Annotated in this window: 16 protein-coding genes and 2 pseudogenes; 13 read left to right on the top strand and 5 right to left on the bottom strand. The window is 65.7% G+C overall.

What is annotated here, in order from left to right; genetic code table 11:
- Positions 1–81 precede the first annotated feature (81 nt).
- The 9 genes from ACSFBL_RS30025 to ACSFBL_RS29985 all read left to right on the top strand — a co-directional run bounded on the left by ACSFBL_RS30025 (position 82) and on the right by ACSFBL_RS29985 (position 10,946).
- Entirely contained in the window at positions 82–2,043 is a 1,962-nt protein-coding gene (locus ACSFBL_RS30025) for an AMP-dependent synthetase/ligase (protein WP_435519469.1), read from the top strand.
- A 25-nt stretch (positions 2,044–2,068) separates the two neighbouring features.
- Positions 2,069–2,851: an ABC transporter ATP-binding protein gene (locus tag ACSFBL_RS30020; protein WP_435519468.1), complete on the top strand. Its 783-nt coding sequence runs from the start codon at positions 2,069–2,071 to the stop codon at positions 2,849–2,851.
- Between the two features lie 116 nt (positions 2,852–2,967).
- The gene (locus ACSFBL_RS30015) at positions 2,968–3,897 is read left to right on the top strand and encodes a branched-chain amino acid ABC transporter permease (RefSeq protein WP_435519467.1); all 930 of its coding nucleotides are present in this window, start codon (positions 2,968–2,970) and stop codon (positions 3,895–3,897) included.
- Positions 3,898–4,029: 132 nt separating this feature from the next.
- Positions 4,030–5,094, top strand: a complete 1,065-nt coding sequence (locus ACSFBL_RS30010) for a branched-chain amino acid ABC transporter permease (RefSeq protein ID WP_435519466.1) — start codon at positions 4,030–4,032, stop codon at positions 5,092–5,094.
- 43 nt (positions 5,095–5,137) lie between these two features.
- Entirely contained in the window at positions 5,138–6,466 is a 1,329-nt protein-coding gene (locus tag ACSFBL_RS30005; protein WP_435519465.1) for an ABC transporter substrate-binding protein, read from the top strand.
- 139 nt (positions 6,467–6,605) lie between these two features.
- On the top strand, positions 6,606–7,418 hold the full coding sequence (locus tag ACSFBL_RS30000) for an ABC transporter ATP-binding protein (RefSeq protein ID WP_435519464.1): 813 nt from the start codon (positions 6,606–6,608) through the stop codon (positions 7,416–7,418).
- A 175-nt stretch (positions 7,419–7,593) separates the two neighbouring features.
- Positions 7,594–8,841, top strand: coding sequence for a phenylacetate--CoA ligase family protein (locus tag ACSFBL_RS29995; RefSeq protein ID WP_435519463.1), 1,248 nt, complete (start codon positions 7,594–7,596; stop codon positions 8,839–8,841).
- Positions 8,842–8,909: 68 nt separating this feature from the next.
- Entirely contained in the window at positions 8,910–10,244 is a 1,335-nt protein-coding gene (locus ACSFBL_RS29990; RefSeq protein WP_435519462.1) for a cytosine deaminase, read from the top strand.
- Positions 10,245–10,346: 102 nt separating this feature from the next.
- Positions 10,347–10,946, top strand: coding sequence for a ligand-gated ion channel (locus ACSFBL_RS29985; protein WP_435519461.1), 600 nt, complete (start codon positions 10,347–10,349; stop codon positions 10,944–10,946).
- Here ACSFBL_RS29985 and ACSFBL_RS29980 read toward each other — a convergent pair.
- Positions 10,943–11,383, bottom strand: coding sequence for a CBS domain-containing protein (locus ACSFBL_RS29980; protein ID WP_435519460.1), 441 nt, complete (start codon positions 11,381–11,383; stop codon positions 10,943–10,945). The genes ACSFBL_RS29985 and ACSFBL_RS29980 overlap by 4 nt on opposite strands.
- A 146-nt stretch (positions 11,384–11,529) precedes the next feature.
- On the opposite strand from ACSFBL_RS29980, the gene ACSFBL_RS29975 reads away from it, so the two are divergent.
- Together ACSFBL_RS29975 and ACSFBL_RS29970 are read left to right on the top strand one after the other, a co-directional pair.
- Positions 11,530–12,285, top strand: coding sequence for an SDR family NAD(P)-dependent oxidoreductase (locus ACSFBL_RS29975; RefSeq protein ID WP_435519459.1), 756 nt, complete (start codon positions 11,530–11,532; stop codon positions 12,283–12,285).
- A gap of 11 nt (positions 12,286–12,296) precedes the next feature.
- The gene (locus ACSFBL_RS29970; protein ID WP_435519458.1) at positions 12,297–13,244 is read left to right on the top strand and encodes an acetamidase/formamidase family protein; all 948 of its coding nucleotides are present in this window, start codon (positions 12,297–12,299) and stop codon (positions 13,242–13,244) included.
- Here ACSFBL_RS29970 and ACSFBL_RS29965 read toward each other — a convergent pair.
- A complete protein-coding gene (locus ACSFBL_RS29965) occupies positions 13,217–13,966 on the bottom strand; it encodes an SIR2 family NAD-dependent protein deacylase (RefSeq protein WP_435519457.1) in 750 nt (249 codons plus the stop codon). The two genes, ACSFBL_RS29970 and ACSFBL_RS29965, sit on opposite strands and share 28 nt — an antisense overlap.
- Before the next feature lie 203 nt (positions 13,967–14,169).
- Positions 14,170–15,144, bottom strand: coding sequence for a tripartite tricarboxylate transporter substrate-binding protein (locus ACSFBL_RS29960; RefSeq protein WP_435519456.1), 975 nt, complete (start codon positions 15,142–15,144; stop codon positions 14,170–14,172).
- 196 nt (positions 15,145–15,340) lie between these two features.
- Here ACSFBL_RS29960 and ACSFBL_RS29955 point away from each other — a divergent pair, with 196 nt between their 5' ends.
- Together ACSFBL_RS29955 and ACSFBL_RS29950 are read left to right on the top strand one after the other, a co-directional pair.
- Positions 15,341–15,925, top strand: coding sequence for a hypothetical protein (locus ACSFBL_RS29955; RefSeq protein WP_435519455.1), 585 nt, complete (start codon positions 15,341–15,343; stop codon positions 15,923–15,925).
- Positions 15,926–16,453: 528 nt separating this feature from the next.
- Positions 16,454–16,960: pseudogene (locus ACSFBL_RS29950) on the top strand (GntR family transcriptional regulator); the annotation flags it as partial.
- A gap of 210 nt (positions 16,961–17,170) precedes the next feature.
- Here ACSFBL_RS29950 and ACSFBL_RS29945 read toward each other — a convergent pair.
- Positions 17,171–18,191, bottom strand: a pseudogene (locus tag ACSFBL_RS29945) (IS5 family transposase); the annotation flags it as partial.
- Between the two features lie 160 nt (positions 18,192–18,351).
- Positions 18,352–19,335: a DDE-type integrase/transposase/recombinase gene (locus ACSFBL_RS29940; RefSeq protein WP_435519454.1), complete on the bottom strand. Its 984-nt coding sequence runs from the start codon at positions 19,333–19,335 to the stop codon at positions 18,352–18,354.
- Between the last annotated feature and the right edge of the window lie 569 nt (positions 19,336–19,904).

Here is a 19,904-nt window from a genome sequence, read left to right as displayed (position 1 = left end):
GAAACTCCCGGGAGTAGTGTCCCTAGGATTGTCGTCGGAACGACAAGTTGGCGTCAAAGCTGGTTCTACAGTCCGCCCATCGTGCAGACCACCGCCAACACCTTTCCCCGCCTGCTGCTGAGCCATGCGAAGGAGCAGCCCGACGCGCCCGCCGTGCGCGAAAAGGATCTCGGCATCTGGCAGACCTGGAGCTGGTCGGCGGTCGCCCGGGACGTTCGCGAGATTGCCTGCGGGCTGGCAAGCCTCGGCTTCAAGGCCGGCGACAACCTGGCGATCGTCGGTGCAAATCGCCCGCATCTCTATATGGCGGTGGTCGCGGCGCAAAGCCTGGGCGGCGTGCCGGTGCCGCTCTACCAGGATGCCGTTGCCGGCGAGATGGTGTTCATGCTGGAGGACGCCTCGGTCGAGTTCGTGATCGTCGAGGACCAGGAGCAGGTCGACAAGCTGCTCGAATGCCGCGAGACGCGGCCGGCGCTGCGCCACATCATCTATGACGACCCCCGCGGACTGCGCCACTACGACCAGCCGGGCCTCCTGAGCTACGAGAAGCTCTGCGAGCTGGGCCGCGCCTGGGACGCCGCGCACCCCGGCTTCTTCGACCAGTGCGTGGCGGCCGGCCAGCCTGGCGACGTCGCCGTCATCCTCTACACCTCCGGCACCACGGGGCGGCCCAAGGGCGTGTGCCAGACGCATGCGAGCTTCATCGCGGCGGGCCGCGGCGGTGTGGAAACCGACAAGCTCGGCCCCGGCGACAACATCATGAGCTACCTGCCGATGGCCTGGGTCGGCGACCATCTCTTTTCGGTGGCGCAATGGCTGGTCGGCGGATTCACGCTCAACTGTCCGGAATCGGCTGAGACGGTGATGAACGACATGCGCGAGATCGGCCCGAGCTACTACTTCGGCCCGCCGCGCACCTTCGAAGGCCTGCTGACCGCGGTATCGATCCGCATGGAAGACGCGGCCGCGCCCAAGCGCTGGCTGTATGCGAAGTTCATGGCCCTGGCGCGGCGCGTGGGCGCCGACATCCTCAACGGCGCGCCGGTCGGCCTGGGCGACCGGCTGATGTACGCCATCGGCAACCTCGTGATCTACGGGCCGCTGCGCAACGTGCTGGGCATGAGCCGCATCCGCGTGGCCTACACGGCGGGCGCTGCGATCGGGCCCGATCTGTTCCGCTTCTATCGCTCCATCGGCGTCAACCTCAAGCAGTTCTACGGCCAGACCGAGACCTGTGCCTACGTTTGCCTGCAGCAGGACGGCAAGGTCAAGCTGCAGACCGTGGGCAGCGCGGCGCCCGGCATCGAGCTCAAGATCGCCCCGGATGGCGAGGTGCTCGTGCGCGGAGTCTCGGTGCTCAAGGAGTACTACAAGCGGCCCGACGCGACCGCCGAGGTGCTCGACGCTGACGGCTACTTCCACACCGGCGACGCCGGCGTACTCGACGCGGAAGGCCACCTTCGCATCATCGACCGCGCCAAGGACGTGGGCCGCATGGCCGCACCCGTCGGTGCCGCCGCCGGCGCCATGTTCGCGCCCAATTACATCGAGAACAAGCTCAAGTTCTTTCCGCAGATCAAGGAAGCCGTGTGCTTCGGCCACGAGCGCGACCAGGTCTGCGCCTTCATCAACATCGACTACGAGGCCGTCGGCAACTGGGCCGAACGCCGCGGCCTGCCCTACGGCGGCTACGTCGACCTCGCCGGCAAGCCGGAGGTGCTGGCGCTGGTGGCCGACTGCATCGCCAAGGTCAACGCCGACCTCGCGGCGGAGGAAGGTATGGGCGACACGCAGATCGCGCGCTTCATGGTGCTGCACAAGGAGCTCGACCCGGATGACGACGAACTCACCCGCACCCGCAAGGTGCGGCGCGGCTTCATCGCCGGCAAGTACGCGGTGCTGGTCGATGCGCTCTACGGCGGCAAGTCCGAGCAGTACATCGAGACGCAGGTCAAGTTCGAGGATGGGCGCACGGGCGTCGTGAGTGCGACGCTCCGCATCGTCGAATCGAAGCGCTTCGCGCCGATGAGGGCCGCCGCATGACCAGCGCCGCGCCGCGGGGGCCGCGATGAACCGCAAGATCGGCGAGGTCATCCTCGACGTCCAGAACATCTCGCTGAGTTTCGGCGGTGTGAAGGCACTGACGGACATCAGCTTCAACGTGCGGGAACACGAGGTGCGCGCCATCATCGGCCCCAATGGCGCGGGCAAGAGCTCGATGCTCAACTGCATCAACGGCGTCTACCAGCCGCAGCAGGGTTCCATCACCTTTCGCGGCCGGCAGTTCAAGCACATGAACTCGCGCCAGGTGGCCGAGATGGGCGTGGCACGCACCTTCCAGAACCTGGCGCTCTTCAAGGGCATGAGCGTGCTCGACAACATCATGACGGGGCGCAACCTCAAGATGAAGAGCGGCCTGCTCGCACAGGCGCTGCGCTGGGGCCCCGCGGAACGCGAGGAGCTTGCGCACCGCGAGTTCGTCGAACGCATCATCGATTTCCTCGAGATCCAGCTGCACCGCAAGACGCCGGTGGGCCGCCTGCCCTACGGTCTGCAGAAGCGCGTCGACCTCGGCCGCGCACTCGCCATGGAACCGCAGGTGCTGCTACTCGACGAGCCGATGGCCGGCATGAACGTCGAGGAGAAGCAGGACATGAGCCGCTTCATCCTCGACGTGAACGACGAGTTCGGGACCACCATCGTGCTGATCGAGCACGACATGGGCGTGGTCATGGACATCTCGGACCGCGTGGTGGTGCTCGACTACGGCAAGAAGATCGGCGACGGAACGCCGGATGAAGTGCGGAACAACCCCGACGTGATCCGCGCCTACCTCGGGACGGAAAAATGAAACTCGCCCCCAGTCTTTGCGCACTTCGTGTCGCTACGCCAACCCCCTGCCGGGGGCAATACCAGCGGCCCGGCAGAGCCGGTTCCGCGGTATTCCTCATCTAGGAGAGAGCCGGTATGGGATTTTTTCTTGAGACTCTTTTCGGCGGCCTGATGGTCGGCATGCTGTATTCGCTGATCGCGATCGGCTTCGTGCTCATCTACAAGGCCTCCGGCGTCTTCAACTTCGCGCAGGGCGCGATGGTGCTTTTCGCCGCGCTCGCAATGGCGCGCTTCGCGGAGTGGCTGCCGAAGTGGCTCGGCTTCGAGAGCCTGGTGCTCGCCAACGTGCTGGCCTTCATCGCGGCCATGGGCGTGATGATCGTGGTGGCCTGGCTGATCGAGCGGCTCGTGCTCGGCAAGCTGGTCAACCAGGAAGGCATCACCCTGCTGATGGCCACGCTCGGCATCGCCTACTTCCTCGACGGACTCGGCCAGACACTCTTTGGCAACGACATCTACAAGATCGATGTCGGCATGCCGAAGGAGCCGCTGATGGTGCTGGAGAACGTCTTCCAGGGCGGCCTGCTGCTCAGCCAAGAAGACCTGATCGCCGCGTTGGTCGCCGCGGCGCTGGTCGTGGTGCTGGCGCTCTTCTTCCAGAAGACGTCGACCGGCCGCGCGCTGCGTGCGGTGGCCGACGACCACCAGGCCGCGCAGTCGATCGGCATCCCGCTCAGTCGCATCTGGGTCATCGTGTGGTCGGTCGCCGGCTTCGCGGCGCTGGTGGCCGGGATCATCTGGGGATCGAAGCTGGGCGTGCAGTTCTCGCTGTCGCTCGTGGCCTTGAAAGCGCTGCCGGTGGTGATCCTCGGCGGGCTGACGTCGATCCCGGGCGCGATCCTCGGCGGGCTGCTCATCGGCGTCGGCGAGAAGCTGTCGGAGATCTACCTCGGCCCGATGCTGGGCGGCGGCATCGAGATCTGGTTCGCCTACGTGCTGGCCCTTGTCTTCCTCCTCGTGAGGCCGCAGGGCCTGTTCGGCGAAAAAATCATCGATCGGGTCTAGCATGAAGCTCTTCCCCAGGCTTGCCCACTTCGTGTGGCCGCCAACCCCCTTCCAGGGGGCAATACCCGCGGCCCGGCAGAGCCGGTTCCGCGGTATTCCTGGAACGGCCCTCTCGCCACAGCGGAGTCATTGATGTTCTACCGCGAAAACGGCCAGTTCAAGTCGACGTACCGCGCCGACCAACAGATCTTCCCGATCCTGCAGGACCGCGTGCTGATGCTCGCCCTGCTGGTCTTTGCCTTTGCCGTGGTGCCGATGACCGCACCGGAGTACTGGTTCCGCGCCATCCTGATTCCCTTCCTGATCCTCGCGCTCGCGGCGCTGGGGCTCAACATCCTGGTGGGCTACTGCGGGCAGATCTCGCTCGGCACCGGTGCCTTCATGGCGGTGGGCGCGTACGCCGCGTACAACTTCCACGTGCGCATCGAAGGCATGCCGCTGATCCTGTCGCTGCTGCTCGGCGGGCTGTGCTCGACCGCGATCGGCGTGCTCTTCGGCATCCCGAGCCTGCGCATCAAGGGGCTGTACCTGGCCGTGGCGACACTGGCCGCGCAGTTCTTCGTCGACTGGGCCTTCCTGCGGATCAACTGGCTCACCAACAATTCGTCGTCGGGTTCGGTCACCGCCTCGGGCCTGAACCTGTTCGGCTTTCCGGTGGAGACCGCGGTGCAGAAATACCTGCTGTGCCTGACGCTCCTGGTGGTGTTCGCGGTGCTCGCCAAGAACCTCGTGCGCAGCGCGATCGGCCGCGAATGGATGGCGATGCGCGACATGGACGTCGCCGCCGCGGTGATCGGCATCCGGCCCGTGTACGCCAAGCTCTCCGCCTTCGCGGTGAGTTCGTTCATCGTCGGCGTGGCCGGCGCGCTGTGGGGCTTCGTGCACCTGGGCACCTGGGAGCCCGCCGCCTTCAACATCGACCGCTCGTTCCAGCTGCTCTTCATGGTGATCATTGGCGGCCTCGGCTCGATCATGGGCAGCTTCTTCGGCGCCGCCTTCATCGTGCTGCTGCCGATCCTGCTCAACCAGCTTCCGGGATGGTTCGGCATCTCGATCTCGACGGCCCTGGCGTCGCACCTCGAATTCATGATCTTCGGCGCGCTCATCGTGTTCTTCCTCATCGTCGAGCCGCATGGGCTCGCAAGACTGTGGTCGACCGCCAAGGAAAAGCTGCGCCTCTGGCCGTTCCCACACTGATTTCGTTAGCAAACCGGCACGCAGTGCCCCAAAGGAGACTGGCATGAAACTGAAATCGCTCGCTGTGACCGCCGCCCTGGCGGCCAGCACCCTCGGCGCGATGCTCGCGCCATCGCTCGTGCAGGCGCAGGCCAAGGAGCAGTTCTTCCCGCTGCTGGTGTATCGCACCGGGCCCTACGCGCCCAACGGCACGCCATGGGCCAACGGCAAGCAGGACTACATCAAGCTCATCAATGCGACCGGCGGCATCAACGGCGTGAAGCTCAGCTACGAGGAATGCGAGACCGGCTACGCGACCGACAAGGGCGTCGAATGCTACGAGCGCCTGAAGGGCAAGGGCGCGACGCTGATCGATCCGCAGGCGACAGGCATCACCTTCGCGCTGACCGACAAGGCGCCGGTCGACAAGATCCCGCTGATCACGCTGGGCTACGGCCTCTCGGCCTCGCAGGACGGCAACGTGTTCAAGTGGAACTTCCCGCTGATGGGCAGCTACTGGACCGCGGCGGACATCCTCATCCAGCACATCGCCAAGAAGGAAGGCGGCGCCGACAAGCTCAAGGGCAAGAAGATCGCGCTGGTCTATCACGACTCGCCCTTCGGCAAGGAACCGATCCCGCTGCTGCAGGAGCGCGCGAAGATGAATGGCTTCGAGCTGTCGCTGATCCCGGTCGCCGCGCCCGGCATCGAACAGAAATCGGCCTGGCTGCAGGTGCGCCAGTCGCGCCCCGACTATGTGCTGCTGTGGGGCTGGGGCGTGATGAACTCGACCGCGCTCAAGGAGGCCGTCGCCACCGGCTACCCGCGCGAGAAGATGTACGGCGTGTGGTGGGCCGGCGCGGAACCCGACGTGAAGGACGTGGGCGCCAATGCCAAGGGCTACAACGCGCTGGCGCTCAACTCGTCGGGCACGCAACCCAAGGTGATGCAGGACATCCTCAAGAACGTCCACGACAAGGGCCAGGGCACGGGCCCGAAGGACGAGGTCGGCTCGGTGCTCTACACGCGCGGCGTGATCATCCAGATGCTCGGCGTCGAAGCCGTGCGGCGCGCGCAGGAGCGCTTCGGCAAGGGCAAGGTCATGACCGGCGAACAGGTGCGCTGGGGCCTGGAGAACCTGGCGCTCGACCAGAAGAAGCTGGACGCACTGGGCTTCGCCGGCGTGATGCGGCCGATCAGCACCTCGTGCCAGGACCACATGGGTTCGACCTGGGCGCGCATCGAGACCTGGGACGGCAGCAAGTGGAACATCGCGCCCGAGTGGTACGAGGCCGACGAGCAGATCATCAAGCCGATGGTGAAGGTGGCTGGCGAGAAGTACGCCGGGGAAAAGAAACTTACCCGCCGCGACGTGGCTGACTGTAGTAGCTAGGCACACCCCCAGGCTGCGCGCACTTCGTGTCGCTTCGCCTACCCACTTGCAGGGGGCAACACCTGCGGACCGGCGGAGCCGGACCGCGGTGTTTCACGAAGGCTTGTGCGAGCGTCGCGGGGATTTGAAAGAGCATTACATGAGCGAACCCAACATTCTTCTCAACGTCAACGGCATCGAGGTCATCTACAACCACGTGATCCTCGTGTTGAAGGGCGTGTCGCTCGTGGTGCCGGAGGGCGGCATCGTGGCGTTGCTGGGCGGCAATGGGGCGGGGAAGACGACCACGCTGCGCGCCGTCTCGAACCTGCTGGCCGGGGAGCGTGGCGCGGTCACGAAGGGAACGATCGAGTTGCGTGGCGAGCGCATCGAGGCGCTGTCGCCATCGGAACTGGTCAAGCGCGGGCTGATCCAGGTGATGGAGGGGCGGCATTGTTTCGCCCACCTCACCATCGAGGACAACCTGATGACGGGCGCCTACACGCGCACCGACGGCAAGGCCGCGGTCGCGCAGACGCTGGAGAAGGTCTATGCGTACTTTCCGCGCCTGAAGACACGGCGCTCCTCGCAGGCCGCCTACACCTCGGGCGGCGAGCAGCAGATGTGCGCGATCGGCCGTGCCTTGATGGCGAACCCGAACATGGTGCTGCTGGACGAGCCCTCGATGGGCCTCGCCCCGCAGATCGTCGAGGAAGTGTTCGGCATCGTGAAGGACCTGAACGAGAAGGAACGCGTGACCTTCCTGCTCGCCGAGCAGAACACCAACATGGCGCTGCGCTTTGCCGACTACGGCTACATCCTCGAGAACGGCCGCATCGTGATGGACGGCGAAGCGAAGAGCCTGCGGGAGAACGAGGACGTGAAGGAGTTCTACCTCGGCGTCGGCGGCGCGGATCGCAAGAGCTTTCGGGATGTGAAGAGCTACAAGCGGAGGAAGCGGTGGCTAGCTTGACTCTCCCCCAGGCTGCGCGCACTTCGTGTCGGTGGCATGTGGCTCGCCCCCAGGCTGCGCGCACTTCGTGTCGCTTCGCCTTCCCCCTGCCGGGGGCAATACCGGCGGCCCGGCGGAGCCGGTTCCGCGGTATTTCACGACAGCGCAACTGAAATGATTTAGGGAGTCGACGGTGATGGGTGACTACTACGACGATCTTGAAATACGCGATCCCATCGAACGCGAGCGGGATCTGCTGGCGGCGCTGCCTCGGCAGGTCATGCAGGCGCAGACGGCGACTTCGGCGTTTGCGAAGATCCTCGACGGCGTCAAGCCCTCCGAAATCACGAGCCGCGATGCGCTGGCGAAGCTGCCTGTGACGCGCAAGTCGGAACTGCTCGCGCTGCAGAAGGAGCGGCGTGCCAGCGATCCGTTCGGGGGCTTCTCGGCGATTCGGGTCGGGTCGAGGATGACGCGTGTGTTCGCGAGCCCTGGCACGATCTATGAGCCCGAGGGTGAGGCGCGCGACTACTGGCGCACGGCGCGTGCGCTGTACGCGGCCGGGTTTCGTGGTGGCGAGTTGGTGCACAACAGCTTCAGCTATCACATGACGCCGGCGGGTTCCATCATGGAGACCGGGGCGCGTGCGCTGGGTTGCACCGTCTTTGCGGGGGGCACGGGTCAGACCGAGCAGCAGGTGGATGCCATTGCCGACCTGCGGCCGGCTGGGTACGCGGGTACGCCGAGTTTCCTCAGGATCATCATCGAGAAGGCCGCGGAGAAGAAGGTGCCGCTGCCCTCGCTCACCAAGGCACTGGTGTCGGGCGAGGCCTTTCCGCCCAGCCTGCGCGATTGGATCGCCGAGCGTGGCGTGACCGGCCTGCAGTGTTACGCCACGGCGGACCTGGGGCTGATCGCCTACGAGACCAATGCGCGCGACGGGCTCGTGCTGGACGAGGGCGTGATCGTCGAGATCGTGCGGCCGGGCACCGGCGACCCGGTGCGCGAAGGCGAGGTCGGCGAGATCGTCGTGACCACGCTGAATCCCGACTACCCGCTGATCCGCTTCGGAACCGGCGACCTCTCTGCCGTCATGCCCGGCCACTGCCCGACGGGGCGGACCAATGCGCGCATCAAGGGCTGGCTCGGCCGCGCGGACCAGACGACCAAGGTGCGCGGTATGTTCGTGCACCCGGGCCAGGTCGCCGAAATCGCGCGGCGCTTTCCGGAAGTGCAACGGGCGCGGCTGGTCGTCGAAGGCGAAATGGCGGACGACCGCATGACGCTGCGCCTCGAATGCCCTGCCGCGGCGGAGGGTCTGGCGGAGCGCGTCGGCGAGGCGATCCGCGACGTGACCAAGCTGCGCGGCACGGTGGAGTTCGTCGCGCCCGGCAGCCTGCCGAACGACGGCAAGGTGATCGAGGACGCGCGCAGCTACCGGTAGACGTGGCCGGCGGCCGCGGCCACCGGCATGCTCCTTGCGTCGAGGTCGGCCTCGCTACGATTTCCTCGATGACGCACTCCTTTTTCTCGCCGCCGGTCGCCTCCCGCTTCGCCCTGCGCAATCTCCGCGCGCCCCGCTGCCTCGTGCGGGCCGATCTGCCGGCCGATGCCGGCGCCGAACTGGTCGCCATCGACCTGCTGGTGGACGACGGCCGCATCGCGGCCATCGACGCCGCCGGCGCGATGCCCGCCGAACTCGGGCCGGACCTCGACGCCTCGATGGTGCTGCCGGGCATGGTCGATTGCCACACCCACCTGGACAAGGGCCACATCTGGCCTCGCCAGCCCAACCCCACGGGCGACGGCGCGGGCGCCTCGATGGCGACGATGCGCGACCGCACCGCACGCTGGAACGCGGACGACGTGCGCCGCCGCATGGAATTCGGCCTCGCCACCGCGTACGCCAAGGGCGTGGTCGCGATCAGCACCCATCTGGACTCTCTGGCACCGCAGGCGTCGATCTCGTTCCCGGTGTTCCGCGAGATGCGCGAACGCTGGGCCGGACGCATCGACCTGCAGGTGTCTTCCATCGCGCCGCTCGACATCTTCCTGACGGACGAAGGCCGCCGACTCGCCGACATCGTGGCCGAAAGCGGCGGCAAGCTCGGCTGCGTGACGCGCTCGGCCAGACATCCGACGGAGACCATGCCGCCGGACCTGGACGAAGCGCTCGTGCGCGTGTTCCAACTCGCGGCGGAACGCGGCCTGAACCTCGACCTGCACGTGGACGAATCGACCGATCCCCGCGCCCGCGCGCTCATCCGCGTGGCACGCACCGCCGTCGCGCAGGATTTCGCCGGGCGCATCCTCTGCGGCCACGTCACTTCCCTGGCGCTCCAGACCGACGAGTTCATCGAGGAAACGATCGCGGCCTGCAAGGATGCAGGCATCGACATCGTGAGCCTGCCCACGGTCAACATGTACCTGCAGGATCGAAGCCAGGCGGCGCGCACGCCCCGCTGGCGCGGCGTCACGGTGCTGCACGAAATGAAGGCCCGGGGCCTGCGCGTCGCTGTCGCGGGCGACAACTGCCGTGATCCGTTCTACGCCTACGGCGACCACGACATGCTCGACACCTTCACGCAGGCGGTGAAGATCCTGCACCTGGACCATCCCCTCGGCGACTGGATCCGCGCCGCCACCGAGACACCGGCCGCGATCATGGGCATCGAGCGTGGTGTGCTCGCGGCCGGCACGCCGGCCGATCTGCTGGTGCTCAAGGCGCGCAACTACTCGGAGATGCTCGCGCGCACCCAGTTCGACCGCACGGTGCTGCGCGCCGGCCGCGCCATCGACACCACCCTGCCCGACTACCGGCTGCTCGACGATCTCATGACGGCCTGAGCGCGCAGATTTCCGCCCGTTTCGTGCGGTCTTCGTGGTCGGCGGCAGATAGCCTCACGCTGCCCCGGCATCGCGTCAGGAGGTGCGTGGCATTCTCGAACGATGACTTTCGAGAGACTTCGCATCACCGGGCCCGATGGAGAACGCTATGAACTCGGCGAGCCGATGCACGTGCACGACGGCAGCGTCCACCTTGGCGCGCTCGACCCCGTGAGGGTCAGCCGCGACGGGACGGAAGTGCGCATCGAGCGCTTCCTGCCTTCCCAGTTCGTAAAGGAACAGAAGCGGAATTTCGGCCCTCTCGTCCTGCTCGAGGTCACCACCTACCTTGCCGAGCAGTTCGACGGCATCCAGACCATCAGCTACTCGCTCACCCGGGAGATCGAGATGCACGGCGACGGCATGAAGGTCGCATCGGCACGCTCGGCCCTGTTGCTCGACATCGGCGCCGAAGCCGTCACGATCGCACCGAGCCCTGACCTGGAAACGCCCGGCAACTTCATCGTGCAAGGCATCTGGGCCTACAACGAGCGCAACCTGGCGGCCCTGCACCAATGCCTGGAACGGGAACGCGAGATCTATCGGCAGTGGGAGGCGCCCGCCCCGCAGCCGATGGCGATCCCGGGTCTGCGCAACCGGCTCCGCCAACTGCTGGCGCGCGGACCAGGTGATCCGCACCGCGGCGGCGAAGCGGCCGACTAGCGTGGCTCTCCCGCGATGTAGTGCTGCAACTGCTCGATGATGAAGTTCTGCTCGGAGATGATCCCCTTCACGATGTCGCCGATCGAGATCAATCCCACCAGCTTGCCGCCGTCCATGACCGGCAGGTGGCGCACGCGGTTCTCGGTCATGAGCGCCATGCATTCCTCGCTGGTCTGGCTCGGCCGCACGTAGATCACGGCGGAGGTCATCACGTCGCGCAGCGGCGTGTCCTTCGACGAGCGCGCCATGAGCACTACCTTGCGTGCGTAGTCGCGTTCGGTCACCACACCGACGATGCGGTCGCGCTTCATCACGAGCAGCGCGCCGATGTTCTTCTGCGCCATCAGCTTGACGGCGTCGAAGACCGAGGCCGAGGGCTCGATGGAATGGACCGTCGAATCGCCCTTGGCCCTGAGAATTTCCGCCACGGTTTTCATCGTCTGTTCCTCCAGGAAGCGGCTGTGTTGCCATTCTGCGCGGCGCGCAGGGGTGCCACAAGCCAATGCAATGACGCGCGTGACGACATTTACAGCGCCTGCGCGCGCGCTCAGAATGCACTCCCCCCTCAAGAAGGAGAGTTGCCATGGATCTCGGACTCAAGGGCAAGCGGGCTGTCGTCACCGGCGGCAGCCGGGGTATCGGCAGGGCCATCGCCGAGTGTTTTGCCGCCGAAGGCGCGGACGTTTCGATCTGCGCGCGCAAGGAAGCGGAGGTGGCAGAGACCGCCGCCGCGTTGCTGGGCAAGGGCGTCAAGTCCTTCGGGCGCGCGCTGGATGTGGCCGACGGCGCGGCGTTGAGCGCATGGATCACATCGAGCGCCGAGGTGCTGGGCGGCATCGACGCGCTGGTCTGCAACGTGAGCGCACTGGCCGTGGGCGACACGGCGGATTCCTGGGACAAGTCCTTCCGTACGGACATGATGCACACCGTCAATGCGGTGGCGGCGGCCGTGCCGTTCCTGGAGAAGTCCGACAGCGCGTCGATCGTGCTGATATCGAGCGTCTCCGGCTTCGAGGTCGACTTTGCCGCGGGCTCCTACGGCGCGATCAAGGCCGCCCTGATCCACTACGCCAAGGGGCTGAGCCGGCAGCTCGTCGGCAAGGGCATTCGGGTGAATTGCGTGTCGCCCGGCAACACCTATTTCGACGGCGGCATCTGGCAGAACATCGAGAAGAACCTTCCCGACCTGTATGCGTCGACGCTCAAGGTCAATCCCACCGGCAAGTTCGGTACCCCGGATGAAGTGGCGCGCGGCGTTGTGTTCATTTCGAGCCCCGCCGCCAGCCGCATCTCCGGCACGAACCTGGTGATCGACGGCGCCCTCACCGTCGCGGTCTAGGAGTCGCCCCCATGAGCGAGCTCAGCACCCGTCACACGATCCACAAGGACCACATCCACCACGGCTGGAACAACGCCTTCCCGCCGTGCCTGACGATCGCGCCCGGCGAGAGCGTGCAGTTCGAGACGGTCGACGCGTCCTCCGGCCAGCTCACGCGCACCTCGACCGCCGCCGACCTCGAGAAGCTCGACCTTGCCCACGTGAACCCGGTGACGGGCCCGGTCTACATCGACGGTGCGAAACCGGGCGATGCGCTCAAGGTGACGGTGCTGTCGCTGCGGCCCTCGGGCTGGGGATGGACCGGCAACATCCCCGGCTTCGGCCTGCTGACCGACCAGTTTCCCAAGGCGAGACTGCACCACTGGAACTACGACGCGGGAGGATCGACGCCCGCGATGTACGGACCGGGCGGACGCGTGCCGCTGCGGCCCTTCACCGGCACCATCGGCGTCGCGCCGGCCGAGCCGGGACTGCACAGCATCATTCCGCCGCGCAACGTCGGCGGCAACATGGACGCGCGCGACATCGCCGAGGGCACGGAGCTGTACCTGCCGATCGAGGTCGACGGTGCGATCTTCTCCGTCGGTGACACGCACGCGGCGCAGGGCGATGGCGAGGTCTGCGGTACCGCGATCGAAAGCCCGATCGACGTGGCCCTCAAGTTCGAGCTGGTCAAGGACGCCCGCCTGCGCTCGCCGCGCTACGTGACGCCGGGGCCCGTCAGCCGGCATTTCGACGTGAAAGGCTACGAAGTGACGACCGGCATCGGCCCCGACCTGATGGCCGGCGCGCGCATGGCAGTCTCGGAGATGGTCGAACTCCTGAGCCGGCGCTATGGCTACGAGCCGATCGATGCCTACATGCTGTGCAGCGTGTGCGCCGACCTGCGCATCAGCTCGATCGTCGACGTTCCCAACTGGGTGGTCTCGTTCTATTTCCCGAGGGTGGTGCTCGAATAGCCCATCCCCGCGAGCAGCCGCGGCAGCAGGTCCTCCGAGGCGCCGCGCAGCACCGCGGCCGCCGAGGCATCCAGGTGCAGCGCTTCCATGTTGAGCGTGATGAGCCGCCCGCCGCGCGCCAGCGACAGCAGCGGCAGGTCGGCCGCCGGATGGACCACGGCGGTGCTGCCGACCACGACGAAGACGTCCGACTCCTCGGCCGCCATCTGTGCGTCCATCAGCACGCCCTGGTTCAGCATTTCGCCGAACATCACGACGTCCGGCCGGGCGCGCGAGCCGCAGCGCTTGCAGCGATGCAGCAGCCAGGGGCCACGCCGGTTGCCGCAGTGGTCGCAGCGCCAGCGACGCAGCGATCCGTGGAGTTCCAGCACGTCCATCCCGCCGGCCAGCGTCAGGAGACCATCCACGTTCTGCGTGATAAGCCGCGTGGACGGGCGCAGGCGCTGCAGTTGCGCCAGTGCCAGATGGCCCGGGTTGGGCTTGGCGGCCTCGACGACGGCCAGCCGCTGCGCCCAGAACTTCGTGAAGCCCGCCGGGTCGCGCGCCAGGTCGTCGGCATGGGAGAACTGGACCGCGTTCTGGTTCATCCACAGGCCATCGGCATCGCGGTAGGTCGGTATGCCGGAGGCCTTGGACAAGCCGGCGCCTGAGAAGACGACGATGCGTCGGGCCGAGCGCAGCAACTCGATGGCTGTGTCGAGCGGCGCGTTACTTTCATTCATCGATCGGAATCGCGGAGAGCTACAGAGGAGCACGAATTCTCGCTCCATCCCCCCGTGAATGGCGGCCCCAGCTTCTGCCGCCGGCCGCGAGCGACAAAGTCGGGAAATGCCGCGGAACCGGCTCTGCCGGTCCGCCGGCATTGCCCCCGGCAGGGGGTAGGCGAAGCGACACGAAGTGCGCGAAGCCTGGGGGCGAGCAACAGCTAGTCTGCGTAAACGCCAGCAGCCTTGATGATGGGGCTCCATTTGGCGATCTCGGCGGCGACGAACTTCTTGTGGCCTTCGGGCTCGATGCGGCCGTCGGCGGCCACGACGGCGCCCAGGTCTTCCTCTTTCTTGACGAAGGCCGGATCCTTCAGCGCGACCTTGAGTGCGTCGTTGATCTTCTTGGTGATGGCGGGCGGCGTGCCCTTGGGCGCGTAGAGGCCATGCCAGATCGTGACCTGGAAGTCCTTCAGGCCCGATTCCTGGAGCGTCGGCAGGTCCTTCAGGAGGGGCGTGGTCAGCCGCTTGTCGGTGGTGACGGCGAAGGCCTTCACCTTCTTGCCCTCGATCTGCGGCGAGGTGTTGGTCGTCTGGTCGCAAAGCAGGTCGATCTGGCCGCCGATCAGGTCGGTGATGGCGGGTGCCGTGCCCTTGTAGGGAACGGGCGTCATCTCGGTCTTCGTGGCGGTCTGGAAGAGCAGGCCGCACAGGTGCGATGCGGAGCCGACGCCGGCGTTGCCGAGGTTGATCTTGCCCTTGTTGGCCGCGATCCAGGTGCTGAGTTCCTTGTAGTTGTTCGCCGGCAGGCTGGGCTTGGAGGTCAGCGTCATCGGCACGTCGTTGACGATGCCGAGGTATTCGAAGTCCGTTTCGACCTTAAAGGGCACGTTGCGCACCAGCGTCGGGATGGTGGACATGCCGATGTGGTTCAGCAGCAGCGTGTAGCCGTCGGGGGCCGCGCGCGCCACCTTGGCGGCGCCGATCGAGCTGCCGGCGCCGGGCACGTTGTCGATCACGATGCTCACGCCACCCAGGGGCTTGCGCAGGGCTTCGGCCAGGTCGCGCGCCACGCGGTCGGTCGGTCCGCCGGCGGCGAAAGGCACCACGATGTTGATGGGCTTGCTGGGGTAGTCCTGTGCGTGGACGCCCACGACGGCCGCTGCGATGGCCGTGAAAGCGAGCAGTTTCTTCATGATCTCTCCGAATTGAAATGGCCGCGATCTTATCGGCTGAACGGAAGCTGACGAATCCCGGATTGCCCTAAAGGAATTGCAAAGACGCGGAGCGGCGCTCGACCCGCGGGCGGGGCCGCCGCGCGCCATCGACAGCCCCGGCAATGGCGCTCACAATTCCGCCTTCGCAGCGGCGTTGCGACAACCGGAGTAGCGAGTGACATCCGATCCATCCGCCCGAAATACCGCGGGCCGGGCTCTTCTTTTCAGCGGGCACATGATCGACGCGCCCGACCGCCCCGAGCCGCGCTTCCCGCCCTCGCTGGAGCCCGCCGTGGCCCGGGCGATCGAGAGCGAAGTGCACCGGCTGCAGGCGAGTCCCGGCGACGTGGCGATCTGCAGCGGCGCCTGCGGCGGCGACATCCTCTTCGCGGAAACGGTGCTCGATGCCGGCGTGCCGTTGCGCATCTACCTGCCTTTCGACGAACCGACCTTTCTCGCGAAATCCGTCAGCTTTGCCGGCGAGCGCTGGACGGAGCGGTACAGGATCGTTGCGGCGGAAGCCGAGGTGCTCATTGCGCCCGACGTGCTGGGCGCATTGGCCGAGGGCGAGGACCCGTACGAGCGGACCAACCTCTGGATGCTCGACGAGGCACAGCGGATGGCCGGCGACAAGGTTTCCTTCGTCTGCGTGTGGAACGGCGAGGGCGGCGATGGGCCGGGTGGCGCGCAGCACATGATGGAAGCGGTGCGGCAGTTCGGCGGCGCCATCCATTGGATCGACATCAAACAACTGGCCTGACTCTCCCCAGGCTTCGCGCACTTCGTGTCGCTTCGCCTACCCCCTGCCGGGGGCCGAGAAGCGGTCTAAAGTGCGTTTCGATGAGAACGGATTTTCGAGTTTCCCCAATGAAAACCTCGATTTTCGTTCTCGATGAGGCGCACCCGATTCCACGTTTTTATCCCGCTTTACCGATACTATTACGGATACCGGCCTGCGCCATGTTCAACCCTTCCGATGGAAGAAACATGGCCACCTACAAGATCGACACCCCCGCCGGCCGCGCGAAGCTCGCGCCGCGCCGCAAGCCCTATTTTCACAAGGTCCTGACGAACCGCTTCGTCGGATTCCGGTACATGACGCCCGGCACCGCCGGGACCTGGAGCGCGAAGCGCCAGGAGGGCCGCAAGGAGATCGCCCTCGCGCTCGGCACCCTCGACCACCTCGCCGAGAAGGACCGGTTCGGCTTCGCCCTCAAGGCCGCGCAGCACTGGTTCGACGAGCAGGACCGGCTGACCAAGGGCCAGACCATCATTCCCTCGAAGATGGGATGTCCTCTCGGCGCTCGAACGACTCGGGCTGGTGGAGCGGCGCAAGAACGTCGGTGCGCTCGTTCGGTCATTCGACACGAAGACGGTCGAAGAGCTATATCAGGTTCGCATGCTGCTTGAGGCGGAGGCCGCGCGGCTGATCCCCTTTCCCGTCGCAGCCTCGGATCTAAAGGTCCTTGTCGCAATCCAGCGCCAGCATGACGCGGCCGTCAAGAAGGCGGACAAGCGTCAGGTCTTCCGGAGCAATCTGGAATTTCACAAGGCGCTGTTCGACTTGGCTGGCAACGAAATCTTGCGCGAGGCCATCATCGAATACGCCCGGCAGACGCACCCCATCCGGTTCTCTTCGCTTGCCTCCGAGACATATAGGGAGCGCGCTCGGATGGAGCACTGGCAAATGATCGAGGCGTTGAAGGAGGGTCGGCGCGCGGATCTGGTCCGCCTGTGTCGTGACCACCTGGCGCCTTCGCGGGATGCCTATCTGGCCATCCACCGGGAGTCTTGACGCGCCCTGGCGCTGGGCTGCGCCAGGCTTATCAACGGTTCGAAACGCGGCGGAGTAGCTAGCAGGCTGCTGAAGTACCAAGCGCGCGGAAGTCATCCTGCGCACTGAAGACGGCGCTTGTGTGATCTCGACGTTCGGGGTGGGCTTTAATCGCTGTCTTCCCCGCTTTGAGGCTCGTTTGGGGCTCTCGCTGCCCCCCAACGGGGCCACCGGACGGACTTCTGCCAAGGTCCGCATGCGCACGAGGTTGTAGGCGGCCATCGTCAGCACGAACAGTTGGTCGACCGTCTTGATGCCGCGCACCATCACCTGCCGGATGGACCGACGAACTTGGCCCAGCCAAAGCCCTGCTCGGTGCAGCTTGCGCTTGCGCTGGGAGATTGCATAGCCTTCGCTCTGGGCGATCTGGTCGGCCACCTCCGAGCAACGCCCCGACTTGTTCTGCGCAACGTGCCGCGTGACCTTCATGCGATGCAGCGCTTCGATGAACTCGGCTGCGTCGTAACCTTTGTCGGCGCCAAGTCTGACCTCGGCATCCGCGCTCGCGGCTGCCTGACGCGCGTCCCAGATCGTCGGCCTGCGTGACCATCGCATTGACGATCAAGCGGTGACAGTTGTCGCTCAGCGTGTGTCCCATGTAGCGCAGCTCGCTGGCCGTCTTGCCCTTGCGGTACAGCTTCGAATCGGGATCGGTCTTCGGCTTGTGCGTGTCGTTGCTGCGTCGCTGCCCTTTGAAGTCCCCGTCACTGCCGCCGTCGTCGTCACCGTCCTTGCGAACGAAGCTCTTGTGTCCAGCCCAGGCCTGGATCAGCGTGGCATCGACGCTGAAGTGCTCTCCCAACAACCAATCCTTGTCCTCGGCCGTCTCCAGCACTTCGTTGAAGAAGGCGACCACCGCGTCGTCCTCGATCAGGCGCTGGCGGTTCTTCGTGAACACCGTCGGCACCCACACCGTGTCGTCCATTGCCAAGCCGATGAACCAGCGAAACAACATGTTGTATTGCCGCTCCATGAGCTGGCGCTCCGAACGATGCTGAACAGGATCTGCAGCAGCATCGCGCGCAGTAGCTTCTCAGACGCGATGCTTGGGCGGGCCGACCGTGACGTCGGCCTCGTACATCTGAGAGAACAACTCGTCCATCTTGGCCAGCGCCTCATTGACCATCACTCGGATGCGGCGCAGCGGATGGTCGGCAGGAACGAAGTCGTCCAGCCGTCTCCGCAAAGACAACGCCCCAAGCCCACTTACGGCGGACTTTTGAACGAGGCATTTCAGCAACCTGCTGCAAGAACTTTCCGATTCCGAGATAAGCCTGGAGCGGGCCGATTCTCTGGTTCTTTTGGAGGTTCTGATCGGTTAGAGAAGATCGGATTGTCAGCCACGCGGTGGATCAGGCTGCGCAGCTCGCAGCGAAGCTCCAGACATCGCCATAGAGCGGCCGGGTCTCGACAGCAACCTGGTGCAACATCGCCTCGCGCGCCTCTCGGACCTGCCGCGCTGCTTCGATGTCGGTCTGGCTCAACGCGAGTTGATGCAGTCCTTCCATGGTGATGCCTTCACGCAGGAAGTTGCTTGCGTCCGGCAGGATGGCAAGCTTCTCCAGCGGGGTCATGACGTCCTCATGGCGATGGATACGACGCAGCCGGCCGGGCTTCTTTAGGTCGGGCACCTCGGTGCCGAACAGGCAGGGCCGGTGGAAGTTCAGGAATGGGTTGAGGTGGGCCTTGCAGAAGTCGTTGAACAGGATCGCGCGCTCGGCCGGGACGTAGGAGTAGCCGAACTGGCGGCGCACGACGTTGCCGTTCTTGGACTCGGCCAGGGCGTTGTCACTACATTGGCGAGGACGCGATCGGGTGAAGTCGATGCGCTCCTCCTCGAGCATCCTGGCGACCTCGTAGTTGACGTACTCCGAGCCGCCATCACTGTGGAAGCCGAGGATCTTGAACGGGAACTGCGCAAGCATGTCGCGCAGCACCGGCAGCATGTGTTCGCGCGTCAGGTTGGGCACCGTGGCCACCACTTGCCACTGGGTGATGCAGTCAACCGCATTGACGTGATAGATGCCATTGCGACCCTTGAAGTTGCCTTGGTGGACGCTGTCGATGCGGATGAAGCCGGGTCGGTTCTCTGGTATCGGTGCGCGCCGAACGGCGATGGCACCCGCCTTGCGATCGCTGCGCGTCTTGGTGCGCACGGTGTGTCGGGCACGGTACTCGGCCGAGCGGCGCAGGTTGTAGAGGTGCGATGAAGACAGGTGCTGCAGCCGGACGTATCGGCGGTCGCCGTAGACCTGATGCATGCGGCGCAGCACCGCGACGGTGGCCGGGCCGGAGAGCCGGCCGTACTCGCGCTCGACGTCCGCCAAGGCGTCCAAGTCCTCGGGCGTGTAGCGCCTGGCAAAGGCGTTGGACGGCGCCCCCTCGGCGCACGTAATGCCTGCCCGGTCAGGGCCCGTCCAACGATCCTGGTGATCTGGGCCCGACTGAAGCCGCAGAAGTGGCGCAAGTACTGCAAGACGACACCGCGTTCCTCGCGGCTCAAGGAGAGGTAGTACACGCGCCTGAGAACCACGGCAATCCATTCGCATCGCGCAACCGCATCGCCTGCGGCAGTGAATTCCAGTGGGTACGTGCCTTTAAGCACCTCGCGCATTTGCGCCACGGTGCGGATTCTTGATTCGTCCATGCAGATGACCATCGGTTGATGATCAGCGCCCCCAAAAAGCGCCTGCGGTCGGGCGGCGGCAATGATTGCCGCCGCGCCAGGCTCACCATCGGTTGGAAACGTGCTTCCGCAGGGCCTGTTCAGGCTCATCTGCGGGTGGACTGCGTATTTCGGCGAACGTGACCGATGATTTCGGGAACGTGACCGATGTCGGTCGGATGCTGGGTTGCGCGGAAGAGATTGTAGGGATGAGGTTGATTTGAAGGGCTGAAGTACCTC

The sequence above is a fragment of the Variovorax glacialis genome (genome assembly GCF_051216375.1).
Lineage (GTDB): Bacteria > Pseudomonadota > Gammaproteobacteria > Burkholderiales > Burkholderiaceae_C > Variovorax.
Note: the sequence above shows the minus strand (reverse complement) of the source record. Positions and strands in the feature narration are given on the sequence as shown.

Coding starts and splice junctions, on each gene's coding strand:
- ACSFBL_RS30005 (WP_435519465.1), top strand. CDS start 5,138: ATGAAACTGAAATCGCTCGCTGTGACCGCCGCCCTGGCGGCCAGCACC.
- ACSFBL_RS29990 (WP_435519462.1), top strand. CDS start 8,910: ATGACGCACTCCTTTTTCTCGCCGCCGGTCGCCTCCCGCTTCGCCCTG.
- ACSFBL_RS29960 (WP_435519456.1), bottom strand. CDS start 15,144: ATGAAGAAACTGCTCGCTTTCACGGCCATCGCAGCGGCCGTCGTGGGC.
- ACSFBL_RS30000 (WP_435519464.1), top strand. CDS start 6,606: ATGAGCGAACCCAACATTCTTCTCAACGTCAACGGCATCGAGGTCATC.
- ACSFBL_RS29965 (WP_435519457.1), bottom strand. CDS start 13,966: ATGAATGAAAGTAACGCGCCGCTCGACACAGCCATCGAGTTGCTGCGC.
- ACSFBL_RS29980 (WP_435519460.1), bottom strand. CDS start 11,383: ATGAAAACCGTGGCGGAAATTCTCAGGGCCAAGGGCGATTCGACGGTC.
- ACSFBL_RS30010 (WP_435519466.1), top strand. CDS start 4,030: ATGTTCTACCGCGAAAACGGCCAGTTCAAGTCGACGTACCGCGCCGAC.
- ACSFBL_RS29985 (WP_435519461.1), top strand. CDS start 10,347: ATGACTTTCGAGAGACTTCGCATCACCGGGCCCGATGGAGAACGCTAT.
- ACSFBL_RS30015 (WP_435519467.1), top strand. CDS start 2,968: ATGGGATTTTTTCTTGAGACTCTTTTCGGCGGCCTGATGGTCGGCATG.
- ACSFBL_RS30020 (WP_435519468.1), top strand. CDS start 2,069: ATGAACCGCAAGATCGGCGAGGTCATCCTCGACGTCCAGAACATCTCG.
- ACSFBL_RS29970 (WP_435519458.1), top strand. CDS start 12,297: ATGAGCGAGCTCAGCACCCGTCACACGATCCACAAGGACCACATCCAC.
- ACSFBL_RS29975 (WP_435519459.1), top strand. CDS start 11,530: ATGGATCTCGGACTCAAGGGCAAGCGGGCTGTCGTCACCGGCGGCAGC.
- ACSFBL_RS29995 (WP_435519463.1), top strand. CDS start 7,594: ATGGGTGACTACTACGACGATCTTGAAATACGCGATCCCATCGAACGC.